The sequence below is a fragment of the Nitrobacter winogradskyi genome (assembly GCF_006539545.1).
GTDB lineage: Bacteria > Pseudomonadota > Alphaproteobacteria > Rhizobiales > Xanthobacteraceae > Nitrobacter > Nitrobacter winogradskyi_A.
The window spans coordinates 65,458-86,910 of record NZ_BJNF01000020.1 but is presented as its reverse complement, the minus strand read 5'-3'; the positions used below and the strand labels follow the sequence as shown (position 1 = coordinate 86,910).

At 63.3% G+C, this 21,453-nt stretch carries 21 protein-coding genes; 7 read left to right on the top strand and 14 right to left on the bottom strand.

What is annotated here, in order from left to right:
- Positions 1-240: 240 nt before the first annotated feature.
- Entirely contained in the window at positions 241-1,059 is an 819-nt protein-coding gene (locus NWI01_RS04485; RefSeq protein WP_141382729.1) for a creatininase family protein, read from the bottom strand.
- Positions 1,060-1,198: 139 nt separating this feature from the next.
- On the opposite strand from NWI01_RS04485, the gene NWI01_RS04480 reads away from it, so the two are divergent.
- From NWI01_RS04480 to NWI01_RS04465, 4 genes are read left to right on the top strand one after another with little or no spacing between them, the layout of a single operon-like run.
- Positions 1,199-2,236: an ABC transporter substrate-binding protein gene (locus tag NWI01_RS04480; RefSeq protein ID WP_141382728.1), complete on the top strand. Its 1,038-nt coding sequence runs from the start codon at positions 1,199-1,201 to the stop codon at positions 2,234-2,236.
- 12 nt (positions 2,237-2,248) lie between these two features.
- Positions 2,249-3,052 (top strand): ABC transporter ATP-binding protein, encoded by an 804-nt coding sequence (locus NWI01_RS04475; protein WP_141382727.1) that lies wholly within the window; start codon positions 2,249-2,251, stop codon positions 3,050-3,052.
- Complete coding sequence (locus tag NWI01_RS04470; protein ID WP_244613636.1) at positions 3,049-3,885, top strand: ABC transporter permease; 837 nt, start codon at positions 3,049-3,051, stop codon at positions 3,883-3,885. Before NWI01_RS04475 ends, NWI01_RS04470 begins: the two co-directional genes overlap by 4 nt.
- The gene (locus NWI01_RS04465; protein ID WP_141382726.1) at positions 3,882-4,622 is read left to right on the top strand and encodes an AprI/Inh family metalloprotease inhibitor; all 741 of its coding nucleotides are present in this window, start codon (positions 3,882-3,884) and stop codon (positions 4,620-4,622) included. Before NWI01_RS04470 ends, NWI01_RS04465 begins: the two co-directional genes overlap by 4 nt.
- A gap of 69 nt (positions 4,623-4,691) precedes the next feature.
- Here the strand turns inward: NWI01_RS04465 and radC are convergent, their stop codons facing one another.
- Positions 4,692-5,402 (bottom strand): RadC family protein, encoded by a 711-nt coding sequence (gene radC, locus NWI01_RS04460; RefSeq protein WP_141382725.1) that lies wholly within the window; start codon positions 5,400-5,402, stop codon positions 4,692-4,694.
- A gap of 289 nt (positions 5,403-5,691) precedes the next feature.
- On the bottom strand, positions 5,692-6,516 hold the full coding sequence (map, locus tag NWI01_RS04455) for a type I methionyl aminopeptidase (protein ID WP_141382724.1): 825 nt from the start codon (positions 6,514-6,516) through the stop codon (positions 5,692-5,694).
- A 224-nt stretch (positions 6,517-6,740) separates the two neighbouring features.
- On the opposite strand from map, the gene NWI01_RS04450 reads away from it, so the two are divergent.
- On the top strand, positions 6,741-8,534 hold the full coding sequence (locus NWI01_RS04450) for a potassium/proton antiporter (protein ID WP_141382723.1): 1,794 nt from the start codon (positions 6,741-6,743) through the stop codon (positions 8,532-8,534).
- Positions 8,535-8,593: 59 nt separating this feature from the next.
- Here NWI01_RS04450 and modC read toward each other — a convergent pair whose 3' ends face one another.
- The 11 genes from modC to NWI01_RS04395 form a co-directional block, all read right to left on the bottom strand.
- Positions 8,594-9,259, bottom strand: a complete 666-nt coding sequence (gene modC / locus NWI01_RS04445; protein WP_141382722.1) for a molybdenum ABC transporter ATP-binding protein — start codon at positions 9,257-9,259, stop codon at positions 8,594-8,596.
- A 2-nt stretch (positions 9,260-9,261) separates the two neighbouring features.
- A complete protein-coding gene (gene modB / locus NWI01_RS04440) occupies positions 9,262-9,957 on the bottom strand; it encodes a molybdate ABC transporter permease subunit (RefSeq protein WP_041344654.1) in 696 nt (231 codons plus the stop codon).
- Positions 9,958-10,126: 169 nt separating this feature from the next.
- Positions 10,127-10,951: a molybdate ABC transporter substrate-binding protein gene (gene modA, locus NWI01_RS04435; RefSeq protein ID WP_141382721.1), complete on the bottom strand. Its 825-nt coding sequence runs from the start codon at positions 10,949-10,951 to the stop codon at positions 10,127-10,129.
- Positions 10,952-11,143: 192 nt separating this feature from the next.
- Positions 11,144-12,103 (bottom strand): penicillin-insensitive murein endopeptidase, encoded by a 960-nt coding sequence (gene mepA / locus NWI01_RS04430; protein WP_141382720.1) that lies wholly within the window; start codon positions 12,101-12,103, stop codon positions 11,144-11,146.
- Positions 12,104-12,305: 202 nt separating this feature from the next.
- Positions 12,306-12,665 carry a plasmid stabilization protein gene (locus NWI01_RS04425; protein ID WP_141382719.1) on the bottom strand — a complete coding sequence of 120 codons (360 nt, stop codon included), beginning with the start codon at positions 12,663-12,665 and terminating at the stop codon, positions 12,306-12,308.
- Between the two features lie 96 nt (positions 12,666-12,761).
- Entirely contained in the window at positions 12,762-14,573 is a 1,812-nt protein-coding gene (lepA, locus tag NWI01_RS04420; RefSeq protein ID WP_141382718.1) for a translation elongation factor 4, read from the bottom strand.
- A gap of 96 nt (positions 14,574-14,669) precedes the next feature.
- Positions 14,670-14,999: an HPr family phosphocarrier protein gene (locus NWI01_RS04415; protein WP_181410365.1), complete on the bottom strand. Its 330-nt coding sequence runs from the start codon at positions 14,997-14,999 to the stop codon at positions 14,670-14,672.
- Positions 14,996-15,397: a PTS sugar transporter subunit IIA gene (locus tag NWI01_RS04410; RefSeq protein WP_009798282.1), complete on the bottom strand. Its 402-nt coding sequence runs from the start codon at positions 15,395-15,397 to the stop codon at positions 14,996-14,998. Before NWI01_RS04410 ends, NWI01_RS04415 begins: the two co-directional genes overlap by 4 nt.
- A gap of 149 nt (positions 15,398-15,546) precedes the next feature.
- The gene (locus tag NWI01_RS04405; protein ID WP_141382717.1) at positions 15,547-16,080 is read right to left on the bottom strand and encodes an HPr kinase/phosphorylase; all 534 of its coding nucleotides are present in this window, start codon (positions 16,078-16,080) and stop codon (positions 15,547-15,549) included.
- A complete protein-coding gene (locus NWI01_RS04400; RefSeq protein WP_181410364.1) occupies positions 16,077-17,912 on the bottom strand; it encodes a sensor histidine kinase in 1,836 nt (611 codons plus the stop codon). Before NWI01_RS04400 ends, NWI01_RS04405 begins: the two co-directional genes overlap by 4 nt.
- 162 nt (positions 17,913-18,074) lie before the next feature.
- Complete coding sequence (locus tag NWI01_RS04395) at positions 18,075-18,776, bottom strand: response regulator transcription factor (protein WP_011313680.1); 702 nt, start codon at positions 18,774-18,776, stop codon at positions 18,075-18,077.
- Between the two features lie 222 nt (positions 18,777-18,998).
- Between NWI01_RS04395 and NWI01_RS04390 the strand changes: the two genes are divergently transcribed.
- The gene (locus NWI01_RS04390; protein ID WP_141382716.1) at positions 18,999-19,736 is read left to right on the top strand and encodes a HugZ family pyridoxamine 5'-phosphate oxidase; all 738 of its coding nucleotides are present in this window, start codon (positions 18,999-19,001) and stop codon (positions 19,734-19,736) included.
- Positions 19,737-19,780: 44 nt separating this feature from the next.
- Entirely contained in the window at positions 19,781-21,397 is a 1,617-nt protein-coding gene (locus tag NWI01_RS04385; RefSeq protein WP_141382715.1) for a phosphoenolpyruvate carboxykinase, read from the top strand.
- Positions 21,398-21,453: the final 56 nt, after the last annotated feature.

The following is a 21,453-nucleotide window of genomic DNA, read 5'->3' as shown; positions in this document are numbered from 1 at the left end:
GGAATCCCTGTCACGGGGCGCTCCAGTCAGGCTGGCGCATATCCCCAAGGGTTCGCCTGGCGCGGCCCTCGCTTCCCTGGCGGGACACCTGATCTGCGCCAGTCGTTAAGTGATCCAGAGGCAACGCCATCCGCCCAGAAATCCCATCCGGCTATGACAGAGGTGCGACAGGACGTCTGCGCGGCAACGCAGGAAACGGAAGAACGCCGGCGCATCTGTGACCGATTATTTTGATCATGCTCAAGTGCGACCGCCCGGACCGTCTGTCAGCACCGCCGGGTCGAACCTTGCCATGTCCGCCAGCAACTCGCAGAACGCGCGGGCGCCGTGCGCGAGTAGCCGCTCGCCTTTCTCCACGGAGGCCTGCGTTGCGTCGCCGACGGCGCCGCTGGGATGGAGGTCCTGAGCCTGCCATGCGAAAGGCGCGGGCCGCTGCGTGCCGAGCCAGCGATAGGTCTTCTCGATCGCAATGCTCGCGGGGCTGAAATCGGCGATGCGGTCGCTGCGGACCTGGTCCGGGTAGCGGGCCAGCATGATCGACGTTTCGACGGCGCCGCCGTGAACGCCGTGGCGCAGCTCCTGCGCATCGAACAGGCCGTCGGGCACGCCGAAGCGCGCCCATGCGGTGGTGACCGCGAGCATCCGATGCCGCGCGCGCAAGTCCTGCGCCACCATCGTCATCGCGGCGTTGTTGCCGCCGTGGCTGGATACCATGACGATCTTTCTGATTCCGCGCCGTGCGACCTCCTCGCCGAGCGCGGTCCAGGCCTTGAGCGCCGCCTCGTTGGACAGCGTCCGGGTGCCCGGAAAATCCATGTGCTCCGTGGAAATGCCGATCGGCTGCACCGGCAGGAAGGTCGCCGGGATCTCCTGCGGCAGCCATTCGCGGACCTGGGCGAGGTAAGCCTCCGCGATCAGCACGTCGGTGGTGAGCGGCAGGTGCGGCCCGTGCTGCTCGGTGGCCGCCAGCGGCAGCACCGCGATCCAGTTTGCAGCGGTCTCGGGTGCAACGCCGGGCCAATCGATGGCCAGCCAGTCGAAGGGGGGCGTCCGGATCATCTCGCGCGGCGTTTCATTGAACGGGAATGCAGGTTATAGCGTTGTTTCGAGCGGCATGGACACCATTTCGCGCCAAGGCGCGTTCAAATCAAAGCCATAATGCCCGCTTCATGGGCCAGAACGATCGAGGAGCCGGAGGATGAGCCTTGCCGTTTCGCTGCGAAGATTGACCGCCGCAATAGGGTTTGCGCTTGGCATCGCTTCATCCGCTGCTGCCGAACCGGCGCTGGATAGAGTTTCCTTTGGCACCAACTGGGTGGCGCAGGGCGAGCACGGCGGCTTCTTTCAAGCCCTGGCCGACGGCACCTACAGAAAATTCGGTCTCGACGTGACGATCGTTCCGGGCGGTCCGAATGTGAACAACCGGGTTCTGCTGATCGCCGGCAAACTCGACTTCTTCATGACCGCGAACACCCTGCAGTCGTTCGATGCGGTTGCCAATAACGTGCCGGTCGTGGCGGTGGCGGCGATGTTCCAGAAGGACCCGCAGGTTTTTCTCGCCCACCCGGAATCGAAGGTGGCAACGATCGAGGACCTGAAGCCGCTTGATCTGTTCATTTCCAAGGAAGGCATCGCAAGCTACTTCCAGTGGCTCAAGTCCGAGTATGGATTCAGCGCCGGGAAGGTCAAGCCTTACACGTCCAACGCCCAGCCCTTCCTTGCTGACAAGAAAAGCGCGATGCAGGGCTACGTGACATCCGAACCGTTCGCGGTGGAGAAGCAGGCCGGCTTCAAGCCGACCGTGATCCTGCTTGCGGATGCCGGGTTCAATCCGTACTCGACGTTGATCGAGACCCGCCGCGATCTGGTCGACAACAAACAGGATCTGGTGCAGCGGTTCGTCGACGCCTCGATCATCGGCTGGTACACCTATCTCTACGGCGACAACACGGCCGGCAACGCCATGATCAAGAAGCTCAATCCTGAAATGACCGACGACCTTCTGGCCTATTCGGTGGCGAAGATGAAAGAGCACGGCATCGTCGATTCGGGCGACTCCTTGCGCGACGGCATCGGCGCCATGACCGATGCGCGCTATGCTGGTCTGTTCGACCAGATGGTGCGGGCCGGCGTGGTGCGCCGGGACATCGATTATCGCAAGGCCTACACGTTGCAATTCGTAAACAAGGGGGTCGGTCTCGACTTGCGGCCCAGGGACTTGCAGATCAAGAGATAGAAGCCGCGTCCCATGATCGATTACGCAATAGCGTCGTTCCCATCCGGCGCGGGCCCGCGCGCCGGCGACGCGGTGAGCCTGAAAGGCGTTACGAAACGCTATGACCGCGACGTCGCCGCGCTGGGACCCGTCGATTTCAATGTCCGCAAGGGCGATTTCGTGTCGCTGCTTGGGCCGTCCGGCTGCGGGAAATCGACCGCGCTGCGGATCATCGCCGGATTGAGCGAGCCGACGTCCGGCAGGGTTCAGCTTGCCGGCGGCGGGCGTTCCATCGGCTTCGTGTTTCAGGAGCCGACGCTGATGCCGTGGGCGACAGTGCGAGACAACGTGGCGCTGCCGCTGAAGCTTTCGCGTCCGCGGGGCGCCGACATCGGCGCTCGGGTCGAGGTTGCGCTGGCGAGGGTAGGGCTGGCGGAGTTCGCAGCCGCCTATCCGCGCCAACTGTCCGGCGGAATGAAGATGCGGGTCTCGCTCGCCCGCGCGCTCGTCACCGACCCGGATGTTCTTCTGATGGACGAGCCGTTCGCGGCGCTTGACGAGATCACCCGTTTCCATCTCAACAACGATCTGCTCGCGCTGTGGCGCGGCTTGCGCAAGACCGTCATCTTCGTGACCCATTCCGTGTTCGAGTCGGTCTACCTCTCCCGCCGCGTCGTCGTGATGACGCCGCGTCCGGGCCGCATCTGCGCCGAATACGCCATCGACACCGCCGAGCCGCGAAGCGAGGATTTCAGGACTTCGGCGGAATACGCCGCGTATTGCCGCGAGGTGTCGGCCGCGCTGTCCCGGGCCGTGGCTGGAAGAGCGCCACGATGACGTCACCATCCCCGCCTCCGCCGACCGGCAGCGAGGCATCGGCGCGCGATTCGCTGGCGCCGGCGGTGCGTGTGCTGCTGTCCCTCGCAGTGCTGGGCGCCGGCGTTCTCGCGTGGGACGCGCTGGTGCGCTTCAAGGACATTCCGCCCTATGTGCTGCCGGGCCCGGGCCTGGTGGCGGCGACGCTGGTGCAGGACTGGCCGATCCTGTGGCGCTCGCTGCTGACGACCCTGCTGACCACGATGGAGGGCTTTATCGCCGCCGCCATCGGCGGCATCGCGCTTGCGTTGCTGTTCAACCAGTCGAAATGGCTGGAGCAGGCGCTGTTGCCCTATGCGATCATCCTGCAGGTCACGCCGGTGATCGCGATTGCGCCGCTGCTTCTGATCTACCTGCCGCAGCAGACGGCGGTTGTGGTTTGCGCCTGGATCGTGGCCTTCTTTCCGGTGCTGTCGAACACCACGCTCGGCCTTAATTCGGTGGATCGCAATCTCGCCGGACTATTCCGGCTTTATGGCGCATCGCGGATGCAGACGCTGCGTTATCTGAAGCTGCCGGCCGCCCTGCCGCACATTCTCGGCGGATTACGCATTGCCGGCGGCTTGTCGCTGATCGGCGCGGTGGTTGCTGAAATCGCGGCCGGTTCGGCCGGCGCCGGCTCGGGCCTTGCCTACCGGATTGCGGAATCCGGCTACCGGCTCAACATCCCGCGCATGTTCGCTGCGCTGCTGTTGCTCTCCATGGCCGGCGTTGCCATTTATATGTGCCTCGCGGCAGTATCGCATCTGATGCTGCGGCGCTGGCATGAAAGCGCGCTCGGGAAGGAAAAATGATGGCCGCGCCTGTCTTTCCGGACAAAGTCGATGGCGGCGCGTCCGTGTTGCTGAAACGGAGAGCCGTCCTGGTCGCCGCCGCGATGCTGATGTCCTGCGGACCAGCCCTATCGCAGGATTCATCCGCCCTGAAAAAGAACATGATCGGGCAATGGGAGCTGTCCACGACCGAGCGTAGCAGAACCTGCGTGGTGACGCTCAAGGGCGAGACGGTGCCGCAAGGTCTCAAGCTCGACCTTGAGCCGGGCTGTGCGGCGTCGCTGCCGTTCACGAAGGACATTGCAGCCTGGACCGTCGCGGGCCTCGACATCGTGCGCTTGCAGACCGCGACCGGAGAGCCGGTGATCGATTTCACCGAAGTCGAGAGCGGGATTCTCGAAGGCCGCCGCGAGAATGATGGCATCTACATCCTGCAAAATCTCGCCGAGGCCCGCTCGCTCGCCCGCTCGATGGACCAGATGATTGGCGACTGGGCCTTCGTTCGAAGCAACGGTCAGCCGATCTGCGGCATCACGCTGACCAATACCGAAGTCCCGCCTGACAGCTTCCAGGCCTTCCTAAAACCCAAATGCGACCCGGCGATCGCGGGTTTCAAGCCGAAGGTCTGGCGTCTCGATCACGGTGAAATCCTGCTGATGTCGGCGGGCGGCGAGACCTGGCACTTCCAGGCCGACGACAATGCACAGTGGCGGCTGGTTCCCGACAGCACCAATCCGCTGATTCTCATTCGGCAGTAATCCTGAAGCCGCTTCCGTTCCGATGGAATTGGAACGAGATTCCAGATTCCCATCAGAAGTGAAAAGGCTCTACATCAGCCGCAATCCCTTCAGACTCGCATGGCCGTTCTTGCCGACGATGATATGATCATGCACGGAAATGCCGAGCGGCGACGAAATGTCGACGATCGATTTCGTCATCTGGATGTCGGCCTGCGATGGCGTCGGATCACCGGAGGGATGGTTGTGGACCATGATGATCGCGGTCGCCGATAGTTCGAGCGCGCGCTTGACGACTTCGCGCGGATAGACCGGCGTGTGATCGACGGTGCCGACCTGCTGCACTTCGTCCGCGATCAACTGGTTGCGCTTGTCGAGGAACAGGATGCGGAACTGTTCCTTGTCGGCGAAGGCCATCGAGGTCCGGCAATAGTCGATCACCGCGGTCCATGACGACAGCACGGTCCGCTGCTTCAACTGCCCCTTGGCGACTCGGCTTGCGGTTGCCGCGATCAGCTTGATCTCGATGATCGCGGCCTCGCCGAGCCCGCTGATCTCGCGGAGCCGGGCGTCGGGCGCATGAACCACCTCGGCGAATGATCCGAACCGGCCGATCAGGGATTTGGCCAGCGGTTTGACGTCGCGGCGGGGCAACGCGCGAAACAGCACCATTTCGAGCAGCTCGTAATCGCTGAGCGCGTCAGGCCCGGCGTCCCGGAAGCGCTCCCGCAGCCGTTCGCGATGGCCGTGATAATGCGGCGCTTCGGCAAATCCTGCGGGGTTGTCGGTGTTGGCGGGCATCGGATGGAGCAAACCATTCCTGGTGGTCCGATTCCGATTCTAACATTCGCGTCCCGTTTCAGCGAGCCTTCTTGCGAATGTCAGGATCGAAGGAACCCCAAATATAAGCTGCCGGTGGAGGTTTGAATCTGACATTTGCACCCGGGACGCGCCGGCGGGGCGCGAATGTCGAAGTCACTCCACTCGTTTCCACAACCTTGCCGTGGCTCGCGGTATTTGCAACCCCCATTCGGGGCGACGAGTGATGAAAGCGGCCGCGATCCGCGCGATCTGTTGTCCGGCTCGAGGTTCAGCCTCCGCAGGCGGGCTTGTCGAGTTGACGCGGCGACAGCGTGAAGATCTCGACGCCGGTCTGGGTCACGCCGACCGAATGCTCGAATTGCGCCGACAGCGAACGATCGCGGGTGACGGCGGTCCAGCCGTCGGACAGGATCTTCACGTGCGGTTTGCCCAGGTTGATCATCGGTTCGATGGTAAAGAACATTCCGGGCCTGAGCCGCACGCCGTCGCCCGGCAGTCCGAGATGGATGATGTTCGGTTCATCGTGGAATATGCGGCCGAGCCCGTGGCCGCAGAAATCGCGGACGACGCTCATGCCCTGGGGTTCGACGAAGCTCTGGATGGCGTGACCGATGTCGCCGGTGGTTGCGCCGGGCTTGACCGCCGCGATGCCGCGCATCATCGCTTCATAGGTTATATCGATCAGCCGTTCGGCCTTGCGTGCGATCGGGCCGACCGGGTACATGCGGCTGGAATCGCCGTACCAGCCATCGACGATCAACGTGACGTCCACATTGACGATATCGCCCTCTTTCAGGACCCGATCGCCGGGCATCCCATGACAGACCACGTGATTGACCGACGTGCAGGTTGAGTAGCGATAGCCGCGATACATCAGCGTCGCCGGATAGGCGCCGTGGCTGAAGGCGAATTCACGGACGAGATCGTCGATTTGCGAGGTGAGGACGCCAGGCTTCACGAAATCGGCGAGTTCGTCGAGACAGCGCGCCGTCAGGGCTCCGGCCTCGCGCATTCCAGCGAAACCGCTCGGACCGTGCAGTTTGATCTGTCCGGTCTTTCGCAGGGGGGTTTCGGAGGCTTCGACGTAACTCATCAGCTGGTCTGAATCCGGATGAAGGGAAGTTGCTGTCTCCTAATCTAATGGATGGCGTTGCCAGCGCAAGCTGAAGCGTTTCATGCGGCGTGATCAGGCGGGTGGGGGAGGCATCCGCTCGCGGCCCGGCGCCCAAATGAGGCTGATCGGCAGAAAATCGATTGGCGCGCCGCGGTGGCGGCGATAAGGATGAAAGTGCAAGTGTTTACCGCTTCGGATCTCTGATGGCATCCCTGGATTCGGTCAGTCTGGCCATCCTGCTCGGCGCGATTCTGGTCATGGCCGGAATTCTGTCGAGCCTGCTGGCGTTGCGGTTTGGCGCCCCCTTGCTGCTCGTTTTTCTGTTCATCGGCATGTTGGCGGGTGATTCCGGGCCCGGCGGTCTGTCGTTCAGCGACGTCCAGAACACCTATCTCGTCGGCTCGGCCGCGCTGGCGCTGATCCTGTTCGACGGCGGTCTGAAGACCCGGTTCCAGAGCATCCGCACGGTGCTTGCGCCCTCGATGGTGCTCGCCACGCTGGGCGTGCTGCTGACCGCGCTGGTCACGGCGCCGGTCGCCAGATACGCGCTCGATCTCAACTGGACCGAGGCGCTGCTGATCGGCGCGGTCGTCGCCTCCACCGACGCGGCCGCGGTGTTCCTGCTGGTCCACGCGCAAGGGTTGCGGCTGCGTCCGCGCGTTGGCGCGACGCTGGAGGCGGAGTCCGGCACCAACGATCCCTTCGCGGTGTTTCTCACGCTGATGCTGGTCGAGCTGATCTCGGTCGGCGACAGTTCGGTCTGGCATGTGGTGATGGAGTTTCTCCGGGAATCCATGCTGGGCGGCATCGTCGGTGTGATCGGTGGACGGCTCGTGGTGGTCGCCCTGAATCGGGTGGCGCTTCCCCAGGGGTTGCATGCGCCGTTCGTCACGACGGCGGCGCTCGTGATTTTCGGGGTGGCGCAGATATTCCACGCGTCGGGGTTTCTGGCGGTCTATCTTGCGGGAATCATCATCGGCAATCACCCCACGCGCGCGCACAGTTCGGTGGTGACGTTCCTCGACGCCGCGACCTGGCTGGCGCAGATCGTGATGTTCGTGCTGCTCGGCCTGCTGGTCTCGCCGTACCGCCTGATGGACAGCGCGCTGCCGGCGGTGCTCGTCGCGTTCGTGCTGATGCTGGGGGCGCGGCCGCTGGCGGTCTTTCTATGTCTCGCGCCGTTTCCTTTTAACTGGCGGGAAAAGCTGTTCATTGCCTGGACCGGGCTGCGGGGGGCGGTTGCCATCTTTCTTGCCTCGATTCCGATGCTGGTCGGGCTGTCGAAGGCGTATCTGTATTTCGACGTCGCGTTCGTCGTGGTGATCATCTCGCTTTTGCTGCAGGGTTGGACGCTTGCTCCGGCTGCCCGGCGGCTGCATGTGGCATTGCCGCGGGCCGACAGGGGGCCGCGCCGTGTCGAACTCGATTTGCCGGGACAGCTCGAACAACAGCTGGTCGGCTATGCGGTGCGACCGACCAGCCTGTTTCTTCGGCGCGGGCTGATTCCGTCGTGGTCGAAGCCGACGCTCGTGATTCGCAATGAGAAAATCCTGACGCCCGCTGAGGCCGAACCGATCGAAGCGGGAGACTATCTCTATCTGCTGGCGCCGCCGGAAAAGGCCGAGGCCCTCGACCGCTTTTTTGTCGATATGCAGCCGATGGCTTCGCCGGACCCGCATCTGCTGGGTGACTTCCTGGTCTCCGGCGAAACCAGCCTTGGCGACATCGCGCAGATCTACGGCGTTTCCGTCGATCCGGCCGCCGCGGAGCTGACGCTGGCGGATTACTTCGATGTCCATCTCGATCGGGCGCCGAAAGAGGGGGCGACCCTGCCGCTTGACGCCATCGTCCTCGTCGCGCGTAACATCAGCCAGGGCCGCGTCAACGCGGTCGGACTCCGTTTGCCACAAGACGGGGAAGAACGGCCGCCGCCGTCCAGAATGGGTACATTGAAGCAGAAGGCGGCGAAGGCCTGGTCGGCGGTTGCAGGGACCTGACCACGCACGGGCATTTCGGGCCAGAGTCTTTCACCATTTCCACGAAGCGGCGAAGGTCTCTACGCGGGCAGCACCTCGGGGCCGCCGAATGCCGCGACCCGGCCGCGCTTGAGCATCACGACGTGCGAAGCGAGCTGGCGGAGTTCATCGGGGTCATGGCTGACATAAACCATCGGTACGCCGGCTCCATCGCGCAGCAGCATCAGGTAGGGCAGGATTTCCGCCTTCCGGTCTTCATCGAGCGATCCCAACGGTTCATCCAGCAACAGCAGCCGGGGCTGCGCCAGCAGCGCGCGGCCAAGCGCCACCCGTTGCCGCTCGCCGCCGGAAAGCTGGCCCGGCCGGCGATCGAGCAGGTGGCCGATATTAAGCATCTCGCTGAGGCGTTTCTCCTGCGCGGCATCTCTGGTCAGCCGGTTCATCCGCCGTCCGTAGTCGAGGTTCCGCCGCACATCGAGATGGGGAAACAGCCGTGCATCCTGGAAGACGTAACCGATGCGGCGGCGATGAACGGCGACGTGGAAGCGTCGCGTGGTGTCGTCGAGCGCTTCGCCATCGACCGAGATGACGCCGCGATCCGGCGTCATCAGCCCCGCGATCATGCTGACCAGCGACGTCTTGCCCGAGCCCGACGGTCCGAACAGTCCGGTAACGCGTCCTTCGCTGGCAAACGCGACATCGACCGAGAACTGGCCAAGCTGTTTCGAAACCTCGACGCGCAGCATGGTCAGATTCCGTGCAGGCGCCGTGTCGCGCGCCGGGTGAACACCTCGGAGGCGATCAGCGCGGCCATGGACATGGCGATCGATATGATGACCAGCCGCATCCCCGCGGCATCCCCGTCGGGGGTCTGGATCAGCGAATAGATCGCCGAGGAGATCGTCTGGGTTTCGCCGGGAATATTGGAGACGAAGGTGATGGTCGCGCCGAATTCGCCGATCGCTTTGGCGAAGCCGAGCACCATGCCCGCCAGAATGCCGGGCAGCGCCAGCGGCAATGTCACCGTGGCGAAGACCTTCCATGGGGAGGCCCCAAGCGTGCTGGCGGCCTGTTCCAGCCGCCGGTCGATGGCCTCGATCGACAGCCGGATCGGCCGCACCAATAGCGGAAACGACATCACGCCGCAGGCAAGCGCCGCGCCGGTCCAGCGAAAGGCGAACACGATTCCGAGATGATCGTCGAGCCAGCCTCCGACCAGCCCGCGTTTGCCGAAGGTCAGAAGCAGCAGATAGCCGGTGACGACGGGAGGCAGCACCAGCGGCAGATGAACGGCGGCATCGACAATCGATTTGCCCCAGAATTCGTAGCGCGCAAGGGCCCACGCCAGCGCGATGGCGATCGGCGTCGCCACCAACGTCGCAACCACTCCCACCTTGAGCGAGAGCAGCACCGCCATCCATTCAGGGGTCGAGATATCAAACATGAGGTCTCGGAGGTATTGCTTGGCTATTTTCTGGGGTTCGGAACGCGTGAAGCGTTGTCGCGGGAGCGACGAAGCAACCCGGCCATCCCACGGGAACGCCGGGCTGCTTTGTATCATGCGCCGAACGCACGAGCCGATCTCGTTGCGAACCCGCTTTGTTCAGCACCGCTCAGGTCGTGGGATCGACCAGGAACGTGAAGCCGTGTTTCTCGAAGATCGCCTTGGCTTCAGAGCCGCGCAGGAAGGCGAGATAATCCGCGGTATCCTTATGTGCGGTTGAAGTCGCCGCTACGGGATAGACGATCGCCGGGTGCGAGGACGCCGGGAAGGTGCCGACGACTTTCACGCCAGGTTCGACCCTGGCGTCGGTGGAATAGACGATGCCGAGCACGGCTTCGTTGCGCGCCACCAGCGCCAGCGCGGCGCGAACATTCTCCGCCATCGCGACTTTGGATTCCGCCGCCGTCCACGCGCCGAGCTTCTCCAGCGCCGCCTTGGCGTATTTGCCGACAGGCACGGACTTGACGTCGCCGGTCGCGATCTTGCCGTCGCCGGCAAGCTGGGCGAGATCGAAGCCCTGGTCGATGGTGACGTTGTCGATCTTTGAATCCCTCGGCGCGATCAGCACGATGCTGTTGCCGAGCAGGTTGACGCGGGTCGGCTCAAGGATGGATTTCTTGTTATTCACATAATCCATCCAGGCGACATCAGCGGATACGAAGACGTCCGCGGGCGCGCCCTGCTCGATCTGCTTGGCCAGCGCGGAACTCGCCGCATAGCTGGCGGTGATCTTGACGCCGGTCTTGGCGGCGTAGGCGTTGTCCACCTCGTCGAGCGCGTTCTTCAGCGATGCGGCTGCGAATACGGTCAGCGTTTTGGCCTGCGCGGCGGGCGGCGTCGCGGCCGAGGGCTTTGCATCCTTGCCGTGGGCCGGCAGGGCGAAGGTGGCACCAACCAGCAATGCCGCGAGCAATGAACGTGTAACGGTTTTCATATGACGCTCCAGACCGATCCCGCGCGAATGATCGCGCAGGTTGTGCGAGGGATTGACAGGGCGATCGACGGAAGCGCCGTTCCAGGATTTCCAGCGGGCTTACGGCCGGCCAGAAAGATCGCTCGCCGATAATATCAGCGGAGCGATATATACGTAAAGAGCTTGCGGTCGCTGGTTTTGTGCCGTTCCCAACTACTGGCGGGCGTCCGGCGCCGCCAGAACCTGACGGCAGGCCGCAGGCAGTTGCGACAATGTGATCGGGGGCTTCGGCTTCGGCGGCGTCTTCGGCGGTTTCGGATGCAGCACGGCGTCGCTGAACCAATAGGCCAGATCCTGTGCGCCGCATCCCTCCGCCGGCTCCGGCGGAGGCTGGGATTCGCACTGCGGGTTGCCCGGCGGACACTTGATGCGAATGTGGAAGTGATAGTCGTGGCCGTACATCGGGCGAACCTTCGAGAGCCAGCTGCGGTCGCCTCTCGCTTCGCGGCAGAGCGCTTTCTTGATCGCGGCATTGACGAAAATGCGTTCGACCGCCGGCTCCCTGGCCGCGGCACGGATGACGCTGAGGTGGCTCGGCGTCCAGGCGTGGGGATCGATATCCAGGCGGTCGCGGCGCACCATCATGACCGCCGACATCTCCTCGCGCTCGTTGCGCGACAACAGCCGGTTCGGCATTGGCGTGAGCCAGACGTCGGCATCGAGTCCGATCTGGTGGCTGGCATGACCGGTGAGCATCGGACCGCCGCGCGGTTGGGCCATGTCGCCGATCAGAAGCCCCGGCCATCCAGCGTCCCTGCGCGCCTTCGCCGACACCCGTTCAAGCAGCGCCACCATGGCCGGATGCGCCCAGTTGCGGTTGCGCGACAGACGCATCACCTGCCAGGTCGGCCCGGTGATCGGTAGCGCCTCGGCCCCGGCAATGCAGCCCCGCGCATAAAAGCCGATCACGTAAGGCGCTCCGGCGGCCGGCAACGTCTTGCGGCCGAACAGTTGCTTGGCGGCCAATGTTGGGTCATCGGGATTCGCCAGCGGCGGCAGCGGCTTCGGGTGCAGCGTGCCTTTGTCTTGCGCGACCGCGCTCGGCGCCAATGCGCCGATCGGGGCGGCGAAACCGGAGAACAGAAGCAGGGAGAGAATCGCGCGGATGTTCATGAGTGGTGATTCTATAGCGTTTTCGAGCGGTATGAATACCCGCTCGCCTATCGAAACCGCGTCAGGCGATGCCGGATGGCCTCCGCTCACTCCTCTCTTGAAATATCAGCCGGCGGACCTTTCGGCTCAATCAATCATGGCCCGTGCCGCGGCAGCTTCGGTTGTGGCTGCCTGCCGATCCGTGCTCGCGGGCCGTGCCCCGTTATCGTTTGCCGGCGGCTTTCCTCGCCGGAGAGCGTTTGGATTTTGCTGGGGAGCGCTTTGCGGCATTGCGCTTACGGGTCGCAGCCCCCTTTTTCGCCGCGCGCGACCGATCAGCAGCGGAACGGGCGGCCGAAGCCTTGCCACCCAGTTTGCCGCCGCGTTTCGATGCGACGTTCGTGGTCTTGCGGCCGCGGCCCGATCCGCTCTTCTTGCCGCCGCCGCTTTCCTTGTTGACGGTGGCCCACGCCCGGCGCTCGGCCTCCTCCTTTTTCACGCCGCGCTTCTCGTATCCTTCCTCGATGTGTTCGGCCTTGCGTTTCTGCTTGCCTGTATAGGCTGACTTGTCACCGCGCGGCATGATGCCTCTCCGACTGCGTTTCGGTGGAATCGAAACGTCGGGCCGTTGCGAGGGTTCCTGCAGTCGTGCTGCGGGCCGTAAGCCTGATTTGAAGCGTCAGCTATCGACCTTCAGCGCAGCGATGAAGGCTTCCTGCGGGATGTCGACCTTGCCGAACTGCCGCATCTTCTTCTTGCCTTCCTTCTGCTTCTCCAGAAGTTTTCTCTTGCGGCTGACATCTCCGCCGTAGCACTTCGCGGTGACATCCTTGCGCAGCGCGCGCACCGTCTCGCGCGCGATCACCTTGCCGCCGATCGCCGCCTGGATCGGAATCTGGAACATGTGCGGCGGGATCAGTTCTTTCATCTTCTCGACCATGGCGCGGCCGCGGCCTTCGGCGCGGGTGCGATGCACCAGCATGGACAGCGCATCGACCGGCTCGCCGTTGACGAGGATCTGCATCTTCACGAGATCGGCCGGCTTGTAGTCGGTGAGATGATAATCGAACGAGGCGTAGCCTTTGGAGACGGACTTGAGCCGGTCGTAGAAGTCGAACACGACCTCGTTGAGGGGCAGGTCGTATTTCGCCATCGCCCGCGCGCCGACATAGGTGAGTTCCTTCTGCACGCCGCGGCGGTCCTGGCACAGCTTCAGCACGCTGCCGAGATACTCGTCGGGCGTGAGGATGGTGGCCTCGATCCATGGCTCCTGGATCTCGGCGATCTTCACTACGTCGGGCATGTCGATCGGATTGTGAATCTCGATCTCCACGCCGTCCGTCAGCTTCATCCTGTAGATGACGCTCGGCGCGGTGGCGATCAGGTTGAGATCGAACTCGCGGGAGAGCCGTTCCTGGATGATCTCAAGGTGCAACAGGCCGAGGAAACCGCAGCGGAAGCCGAAGCCGAGCGCGGCGGAGGTTTCCATTTCGAACGAGAAGCTGGCGTCGTTGAGACGCAGCTTGCCCATCGCCGCGCGCAGCGTCTCGAAATCGTCGGCGTCAACGGGAAACAGACCGCAGAACACCACGGGAATCGCGGGCTTGAAGCCGGACAGCATCTCCGCCACCGGCTTGCGGTCGTCGGTGATGGTGTCGCCGACGCGGGTGTCGGCGACTTCCTTGATGGCGGCTGTGATGAAGCCGATCTCGCCGGGGCCGAGTTCGTCGACCTGCTGCATTTTCGGCGTGAAGAAACCGACGCGCTCGACATCGTAGGCGGCGCCTGTACCCATCATTCGGATGCGGCTGCCTTTCCTGAGCGTGCCGTCGATGACGCGGATCAGCACGACCACGCCGAGATAGACGTCGTACCAGCTATCGACCAGCAGCGCCTTCAGCGTGGCGTCGCGGTCGCCTTTCGGCGGCGGCAACCGGGTGACGATGGCTTCCAGCACATCGGGCACGCCAAGGCCGGTCTTGGCCGAAATCATCACTGCGTCGGAGGCGTCGATTCCGATGACGTCCTCGATCTGCTGCTTCACCTTGTCCGGCTCGGCGGCGGGCAGGTCGACCTTGTTGAGGACGGGCACGATCTCATGGTTGTTGTCGAGCGCCTGATAGACGTTGGCGAGTGTCTGCGCTTCCACGCCCTGGCTCGCATCCACCACCAGCAGCGACCCCTCACAAGCCGCGAGCGAGCGTGAGACCTCGTAGGCGAAATCGACGTGGCCCGGCGTGTCCATCAGGTTGAAGACGTAATCCTTGCCGTCCTTGGCGCGATACTTCAGACGCACCGTCTGCGCCTTGATGGTGATGCCGCGCTCGCGCTCGATGTCCATCGAATCGAGCACCTGCTCCTTGCCCGCCATTTCCCGATCGCTCAGGCCGCCGGTCATCTGGATCAGGCGGTCGGCCAGCGTCGACTTCCCGTGATCGATATGGGCGACGATGGAGAAGTTGCGGATGTTGGCTATGGGGGGCGTCGTCATGGGGCGCGGGATAGCACCCGCCCGAACGGCGGGCAAGCAAGCGTCAACCCCGGGAAACGCTTTCTGACGGCGGTTCACGGCAAGGGCGGGCGAGGATCACTCGTCCTCGTCGAATCTGTTGCCGATGAGATCGGCGATCGCGGCGATCGCCGCCTCGGCTTCCGGACCGGTCGCGGAAACGGTGATCGTCGTTCCGATGCCCGCGGACAGCATCATCAATCCCATGATCGAATTGCCGCCGACCGTCTCGCCGTTGCGGGTGACGCTGACGTCGGCCTCGAAGCGTTCGACCATCTGCACGAACTTCGCGGACGCCCTCGCATGAAGGCCGCGCTTGTTGACGATCGGCATGTCGCAGGAGATCGTGCCGGCGGCAGATGCGCCGTCCACCGTCGGTGCGGCTTCGTCGTCCGGCGGCCCGGTCATTTCCCGGCGAGCACCCGGCTGGCGATCGTCACGTATTTACGACCGGCCTCCTGCGCCATCGCGATGGCGTCGGGCAGCGTGCGCTCCTCGCGCACCTTGGCGAGTTTCACCAGCATCGGGAGGTTGATTCCCGCGAGCACCTCGACCTTGGGCCGGCTCATGCAGGAGATCGCGAGGTTTGAAGGCGTGCCGCCGAACATGTCGGTCAGAATCGCGACGCCGTCGCCGCTGTCCACCCGGTTGACGGCTTCGATGATATCGCTCCGGCACAGGTCGGCATCATCCTCGGCGCCGATGGTAATGGCTTCGATTTGCTTTTGTGGGCCCATCACGTGTTCGAGCGCGGCCTTGAATTCGTCGGCGAGGCGCCCGTGGGTCACAAGTACCAGACCAATCATTGACAACTCCTCGCGGGTGCTTTTGGTGCACCGCACGAACGGGTCACTTTGACCATCCGGAGCCCTCACGCAAGAGGGCGGCGAGGTTTTTTCCCTGAAAAGCGTCCCCAGGCTTGACGGTCTGCTCCGTGGCAATGAGATTTATATGGTTATCCGGATTTCTTCCGGCAATCGTCGGCCGCTCGCATCTCGATGCAACCTGGGATAGTCGTTAGCGCCGCGATGACGATCGGGAGTGGCGGAAAGCCGGAAGCAACCGGGATTCGCGCCAGTTTGACCTCCGAAATGGTGGTTCGCAGCGCTTTCGGCGGCGGCAGGCGCTCTGCGTCGGGCGCATCGAGATCGATCACGAGGCCGACCAGCGCCTCCGCGACAAAAGCGCACCGGCGAATCCCGAGTCCGCGGATTTCTATCATTCCCTCGAGTTCAGGCGGCGGCCTGACCAGAAGCCCGTTGCGGAACGGAGTGACGAAGAGGCGGTCATCGCCGACCAGTGTTGTGTCAGGGAGCTGGCCGCCGCGGCCGGCGAGGATGAGGTCGAAGGCAAGGCGCGACTTTCCGGCGCCCGAAGGGCCGCGGATCAGCACGGCTTGATCTCCCACCAGAACTGCGGAGCCATGGATCGTTGGACCGATCGTTGGACCGATCGTTGGACCGATCGTCGGGCCGGACGACCCGGTCATGGGGCGGGAAGCCGGACGATGAAACGCGCGCCGGCGATCCGGATGTCGCCATGGGTATCGGTCGGTCCGGGGCGGTTTTCAGCCCAGATGCGTCCGCGGTGCGCTTCGATGATCTGCTTGGAGATCGAAAGGCCAAGCCCGGAGTTCTGACCGAAACCCTGGTGGGGCCGATCGGTGTAGAAGCGTTCGAACACGCGCTCCAGCGCGTCGGGGCGAATGCCCGGACCGTCGTCGTCCACCACGATCTCGATTTCGGATTTCAGGCGGCGGCATAGAATGCGCACGCGGCCGCCGGGTTTCGAGAACGATTGCGCATTGGTCAGGAGATTGGAGATCACCTGCCCCAGTCGCAGGTCATGCCCCGGCACCGAGAAGCTATCGCTGGCACTGCCTTCAAAGCGGACATCGACGCTGATGTCGCGGCCTAGCCTGGTTTCGTTCGCGACCGATGTCAGCGTGGCCAGAAGACGCCGGATATCGACGGGCGCCTCGTCCTGCCGTTGCAACTCGGCGTCGAGCCGGCTGGCGTCGGATATGTCGGAGATCAGGCGATCGAGCCGGCGGACATCGTGGTCGATCACTTCCAATAACCGGCCGCGGCTGGCCTCGGTCTTCGCAAGCGGCAGCGTCTCCACCGCCGAGCGCAGTGAGGTGAGAGGGTTTTTCAGTTCATGTGAGACGTCGGCCGCGAAAGTCTCGATCGCCTCGATGCGGTTGTAGAGCGCGTCGGTCATGTCGCGCAGCGCGCCGGACAGGTGGCCGATTTCGTCGCGGCGGCGGGTGAAGTCGGGAATCTCGATGCGCGTCTTGATCCGGCGCCGAACCCGCTCCGCACCGTCCGCGAGCCGCCGCACCGGTCCGGCGATGGTGCTGGCGAGCAGCAGCGACAGCACGATCATGACGATCATGGCGACGCCGAATACTTTCAGGATCGCCAGCCGCTCCGCCATGACCATCTGGTCGATATCGTCGCCTTGCGTGGACAGCATCAGCGAGCCGAAAATGGTGGAGCGCGGGCGCTCGACCGGAACGGCGACCGAGACGATGATTTCGCCCCGATCGTTGATGCGCACCATGCTGGACTTCTCGCCCTTCAACGACTGCGCAACCTCCTGATAGCCGTTGCCGTTTTCGGGTCCGAGTTCGCGATAGAGCGGAAGATCGCCGCGGTTGAGCCAGGTGCGGATCGCGATCGTGGTGCGTTCGATGAAACCCGGCTTGATGTCGGTGGGGGGCGGCAGTTCAAAACGGATGACGTCGCCGCGGCGAAAAAGGCTGCGACTGTCGAGAATCAGCACGCCATCGCGATCATAGATGCGCGCGCGGGTCTTGGTCGGAGAGATCAGCCGCCGCAACACGGGAGCGACGCGCTCGGGATTGATCGGAAAGTCCAGCCCTGAAATTTCGTCCGGCGCGCCGTAGCTCTCGCCGGGCTTGAGATCGAGCAGGCGGTCCGGATCGATGGTGATCGTATTGGTTTCGACCGTGGCCGAGGCGGCGATGGCGCTTGCGATGATCTCTCCCTGCACCAGCAGACTTTGCGCGCGCGCATCGATCAGGCCGGCGCGGAACTGCGAGAGATAGAGGATGCTGGCGACCAGCGCGATCAGGCCGGCCAGATTCAGCGATACGATGCGGCGGGTCAGGCTCGAAAAACTGAGCGTGAAAAGAAACTGCCCCGCGCGCCTCAGCCATTCAAGCGGCCGTCGCCAGTACGGTGTCCGTTCGACCTGATCGGCAAGACCTTGCTCATCGACAAGACCTTCCGCCGCGAGGACCTGCGAGGTGTCCTCGGTGTCGGGATCAAGATCAGGCTGCGTTCGATCCAGCAATGACTGACAATGCCTGGTTGCACCAAATCATGATCGCCGTCATTCCCGCATATCGCTTCGCGACTGGCGCTGCGGTCAGGACGACGAAGGTTCGCTTTCGCACCGAAAGCAAACCGGATGTGTCATTTCACATCCGGCTTACGGGCTGCGCGCCCAAGGTTATCAGGTTTCCTTGAAGCGGTAACCCACGCCATAAAGGGTTTCGATCATCTCGAAGTCGTCGTCGACGACCTTGAACTTCTTGCGCAGCCGCTTGATGTGGCTGTCGATGGTGCGATCATCGACATAGACCTGATCGTCATAGGCGGCGTCCATCAGTGCGTTGCGACTCTTCACCACGCCGGGGCGCGTCGCCAGCGCCTGCAGGATCAGGAATTCCGTGACGGTGAGGGTGACGGGCTCGTTCTTCCAGGTGCAGGTGTGGCGCTCCGGATCCATGCGCAGCAGACCGCGGTCGAGCGCCTTGGCGTCGCTCTCCTTGGGCGCGGCGGCCGGGTCTTTCGGGCAGGCCCGGCGTAACACCGCCTTGACGCGTTCTACCAGCAAGCGCTGCGAAAACGGCTTGCGAATGAAGTCGTCGGCACCCATCTTGAGACCGAACAGTTCATCGATCTCTTCGTCCTTGGAGGTGAGGAAAATCACGGGCAGGTCGGATTTCTGACGCAGCCTTCGCAGGGTCTCCATTCCGTCCATGCGCGGCATCTTGATGTCGAGGATCGCGAGGTCCGGCTGGCTGGTGCGGAAGCCGTCGAGCGCTGACGCGCCATCGGTATAGGTCATGATGCGATAGCCTTCGGCTTCGAGCGCAATCGATACCGATGTAAGAATGTTGCGGTCGTCATCGACCAGAGCAATTGTGGGCATATGCCTGCTTTCCGAAGCGGGTGGCGAGAGGCGAACAATTCGACCGTCTGCCTTGGGTGTGGCTTTAAGAACGCAGTCAACGAGCAATGCAAGCGAGGCTGAAGTGTGACCGAGTTTCCGAAAACGCTCGAAGGATTCTATCCTTCCTTCACCATCCTGACGCTGTTCGATTGTCCAATTTAGCCTGAGACGGTGTTTTTTTCAAATTCGAGGACATAAGCCATGCAGCCGACCGCCAATTTCACGGCAGCGAACCTGACCCGATCCCTGCTGCGTCGGAGCCGGCAGGGCGCGTTGGCGACCTTGATGGCCGGCAGCGGCGACCCTTATTGCTCCCTTGTCAATGTCGCAAGCCATTACGATGGCTCACCAATTCTCCTGATTTCACGCCTTGCCGTGCATACGAAGAATCTGCTCGCGGACCCCAGGGTGTCGCTGATGCTGGACGAGCGCGTGGCCGGTGATCCCCTCGAAGGCTCGCGAATCATGGTCGCGGGAACCAGTGAGGAGGCGGATGGGGAGCTCAAGGCGGTTTTGCGGAGGCGTTATCTGAACGTTCACCCCTCAGCGGAGGGATTTGCGGATTTCAACGATTTTTCGTTTTTCCGGATTCGGCTGAGCGGCGTTCACCTGGTGGCCGGTTTCGGGCGGATCGTCGATCTCAAGCCGGAAAAGGTTCTGACCAGCCTCGATGGCGCGGAGGCGCTGGTTGCGGCCGAACAGAATGCGATCGAACACATGAACCGCGATCATCGCGACGCCTTGAATCTTTACGCCACGCGATTGCTCGGCGCGGTGGCGGCCGACTGGCGCTGCACCGGCTGCGATCCCGACGGCCTGGATATGAGCGCCGACAGGCATGATGCGTTGCGTCTGGATTTTCCGCGGCGGGTCGCCACCCCGGACGAACTTCGCGTGGTTCTGAAAGATCTGGCGGAGAAGGCCCGCGCGGCGGCATAGGCTTGATCCGAAGTCGCCCTGGATTCGACGAGGAGGAATTTTCCGTGCCTGAGACAGGCGTGCGTAACGGCGCCTTCGGCGCCGATAAGTTCGGCCTCAAAAACCTCAAGGCCGTGTACTGGAATCCAGGCGCGCCGCAGCTTTATGAGCACGCACTGCGCTCGGGCGAAGCGATGGTGAATGCGGATGGCGCGCTATGCGCGGAAACCGGCATCTTCACCGGCCGCAGCCCGAAGGACAAATTCACGGTCCGCGATGCGGCCACCGACAAGAATGTCTGGTGGGCCGGCAACCAGTCGATGACGCCTGACCAGTTCGCCGCGTTGTATTCCGACTTTCTCGCGCACGCCCGGAACATGACGCTGTTCGCGCAGGACCTCTATGGCGGCGCCGACCCCCATTTCCGTATCAAAACCCGCGTTTTCACCGAACTCGCCTGGCACTCGCTTTTTATTCGTACCCTGCTGCGCCGGCCGGAAACATCGGAACTTGCCGCCTTCGTACCTGAACTGACCGTCATCGACCTGCCGAGCTTCCGCGCCGATCCCCAAAGGCACGGCGTTCGCTCCGAGAATGTTGTGGCCATCGATTTCACTCGCAGGATCATTCTGATCGGCGGATCGCATTACGCCGGGGAGATGAAGAAAAGCATCTTCACCACGCTCAACTATTACCTTCCCGATCAGGACGTGCTGCCGATGCACTGTTCGGCCAATGTCGGTCCCGGCGGCGACAGCGCGATTTTCTTCGGGCTTTCGGGTACGGGTAAAACCACGCTGTCGGCTGATCCTGGGCGCACGCTGATCGGCGACGATGAACACGGCTGGAGCAAGGACGGCATCTTCAATTTCGAAGGCGGATGCTACGCTAAGTGCATCCGGCTGTCGCGGGAGGCCGAGCCCGAGATTTACGCCGCTTCGAAACGCTTCGGCGCGGTGCTTGAGAATGTGGTGCACGACGAAGTCACGCGTGTCCCCGATTTCAACGACGGCTCGAAGACCGAGAATACCCGTTCGGCCTATCCGCTCGAATTCATCCCGAACGCGTCGATGACAGGTTGCGCCGGCCAGCCGAAGAATCTGGTCATGCTGGCCGCCGACGCTTTCGGCGTGCTGCCGCCCATCGCCAGGCTGACGCCGGCGCAGGCGATGTATCATTTTCTATCGGGCTATACGGCAAAGGTGGCGGGAACCGAGCGCGACCTTGGCAGCGAGCCGCAGCCGGAATTTTCCGCCTGTTTTGGCTCACCGTTCCTGCCGCGCCATCCCGGCGTCTACGGCAACATGCTGCGTGCCTTGATCGCGAAGCACAAGGTCGATTGCTGGCTGGTGAACACCGGCTGGACCGGCGGCAAGTACGGGACCGGCCGTCGGATGCCGATCAAGGTGACGCGTGCTCTGCTCGGCGCGGCGCTCGACGGCTCCTTGCGCGACGTTCCGTTTCACAATGACAGGTATTTCGGATTCGCGGTCCCGACCTCCGTGCGCGGCGTCGAACCGCATATCCTTGATCCGGTCAGGACCTGGGCCGACAAGATCGAGTTCGACAGGACGGCGCGCGCGCTGATCGGCATGTTCCAGCAGAACTTCACCAAATTCGAGAACGACGTCGATGCCGAGGTCAAGGCCGCGGCTCCGGCGGTCAAGGAGGCGGCGGAGTAAGCCAGCATGTCGACACCGCGGGCAATCTGTCGCTCGCGGGCGTGAAGGGCTTTCGC